The organism is Kitasatospora phosalacinea (assembly GCF_000717185.1).
Classification (GTDB): domain Bacteria; phylum Actinomycetota; class Actinomycetes; order Streptomycetales; family Streptomycetaceae; genus Kitasatospora; species Kitasatospora phosalacinea_A.
Map to the genome: position 1 here is coordinate 1 of NZ_JNYE01000218.1, position 2,174 is coordinate 2,174.

Here is a 2,174-nt window from a genome sequence, read left to right on the forward strand (position 1 = left end):
CCCTCGGCGCCCCCGCCGTCACCGCCCAATGGGCCGCCGCCAAGCAGACGTCCGCCGAACTCACCAACATCACCCTGCCCTCCACCAAGACCAAGCTTGCCGTCGCCTACGACAACGTCAACGACCGCGCCACCCAGTACACCGACGAAATCGGCGGCGTCTGGAAGCTGAATGCGCCCACCGTCGACGGCACCGAGCAGCAGTATCGCAGCGCGGTCCTCGCCAACCGCCCCTCCGGCTACTGGCGCCTGTCCGAGGGCAAGGCGGCCCAGGCCGTCAACACCGTCTCCGTACCCAGACCGACACCGAACAACGGCACCTACTCCAACGTCACCCTCGGCGCCACCGGCCCGATCACGGGCACCACCGCCGCGACTTTCGACGGCACCACCTCCTGGGCCGAACTGCCGTCCGCGTACGTGCCCACCACCGGCACCGGCGCGCTGTCGCTGTGGTTCAAGACCACCAAGCCCGGCGTCCTGATCGGCTACCAGTCCTTCCCCCTCGGCACAGCCCCCACCAGCGGCCTGTCGTGGAACCCGGCCCTGTACGTGGGCACCGACGGCAAGCTGCACGGCCAGTTCTGGACCGGTGACGCAGGTAAGACGATGGCCAGCAGCGCCACCGTCACCGACGGCAACTGGCACCAGGCCGTCCTGTCCGCCACCACGCCCACCAGCCAGAGCCTCTACCTCGACGGGCAGACCGCCGGCACCCTCACCGGACAGATCCAGCCCAACGGCCTCTCCAACCACGTCTACCTCGGCGCCGGCGCGGTCAGTTCCGGCTGGCCCGCCGCCCCGACCACCGACCCCTCCGGCCACTTCACCGGCCAGATCGCCGACGTCGCCGCCTTCGACCACGGCATCAACGCCGCAACCCTCTACGCCCAGGCCACGGGCGGGGCCACCGCGTACGACGCCGCCGTCGTCGACGCCCACCCCTCCGGCTACTGGCGCCTGAACGACACCGCGGGCAGCCAGGCCGCCGAACTGCTCACCTCGCAGGCCCTCGCCCAGAACCAGGGCACCTACAACAACACCGCCCTCAACAGTGGCGGTCCGTACAGCACCGGCAACACCACCGTCGCCACCTTCAACGGCACCACCTCCTACGTCCAACTGCCCGCCGGAGCCGTCACCCGAACCGGCGGCAGCGCCAGCGTCGAGGTCTGGTTCAAGACCGCCTCCGCCGGCGTCATCTACGGCACCCAGTCCTTCCCGCTCGGCGGCAGCACCAGCGGCCAGGACTGGAGCCCCGTCCTGTACGTCGGTACCGACGGAAAGCTGCACGGCGGCCAGTGGACGGGAAGCGCCACCAACACTGCGGTGAGCGCCACCGCCGTCAACGACAACACCTGGCACCACGCCGTGCTGACCGTCGCGGGCTCCGGCTCCACCAACATCCAGCAGCTGTACATCGACGGCGCCGCCAGCGGCAGTCCGGTAACCGGCACCACCCGGTACAACGGCGATCAGTACGTCTACCTCGGAGCCGGCAACACCAGCAGTGGCTTTCCCGCCGTCCCCGCCGACACCAGCGGCCACTTCAACGGCCAGATCGCGGACTTCGCCTACTACAACTACACGCTCTCTGCCGACAGCATCGGCCGCCACTACACGTACGCCACCGCCCCCGCGGGCGAAGCCGGGAGCCAGTCCGCGAACTACCGCACCGGCGTCACCACCAACACTCCGTCCGCCTACTGGCGCCTGAACGACCGCACCGGCGCGACCGTCGCGCAGGACACCCTCGGCACCGCCCTCCCGAACCAGGAGCACGGCACCTACACCGCCACCACCAACGGCGTCACCGGACCCTCCGGCGCCTCGGACGGTACCGCCGTCACCTTCAACGGCACCACCTCCTCGCTCCAACTGCCCGCCTCCGCGGCCCCCGTCCGGGGCGCCAACAGCATCGAGCTCTGGTTCAAGACCGGCGCCCCGGGCGTCTTGTACGGCTACCAGTCCTTCCCGCTCGGTGCCGCCCACACCGGCGGAGTGGACCAGTGGAACCCCGCTCTGTACGTGGGCACCGACGGCAAGCTCTACGGCGGCCTGTGGACCGGCGACGCCGCCACCACCCTGGCCTCCGGCAGGAGCGTCAACGACAACACCTGGCACCACGCCGTCATCGCCGGCGACGACAACGGCCAGACCCTCTACCTCGACGGC

Annotated in this window: 1 protein-coding gene; it reads left to right on the top strand. The window is 70.2% G+C overall.

From position 1 onward, the window contains the following. On the top strand, positions 1 to 2,174 hold a 2,174-nt coding region (locus OO57_RS47145; protein ID WP_033257398.1), incomplete at both ends, for a LamG-like jellyroll fold domain-containing protein.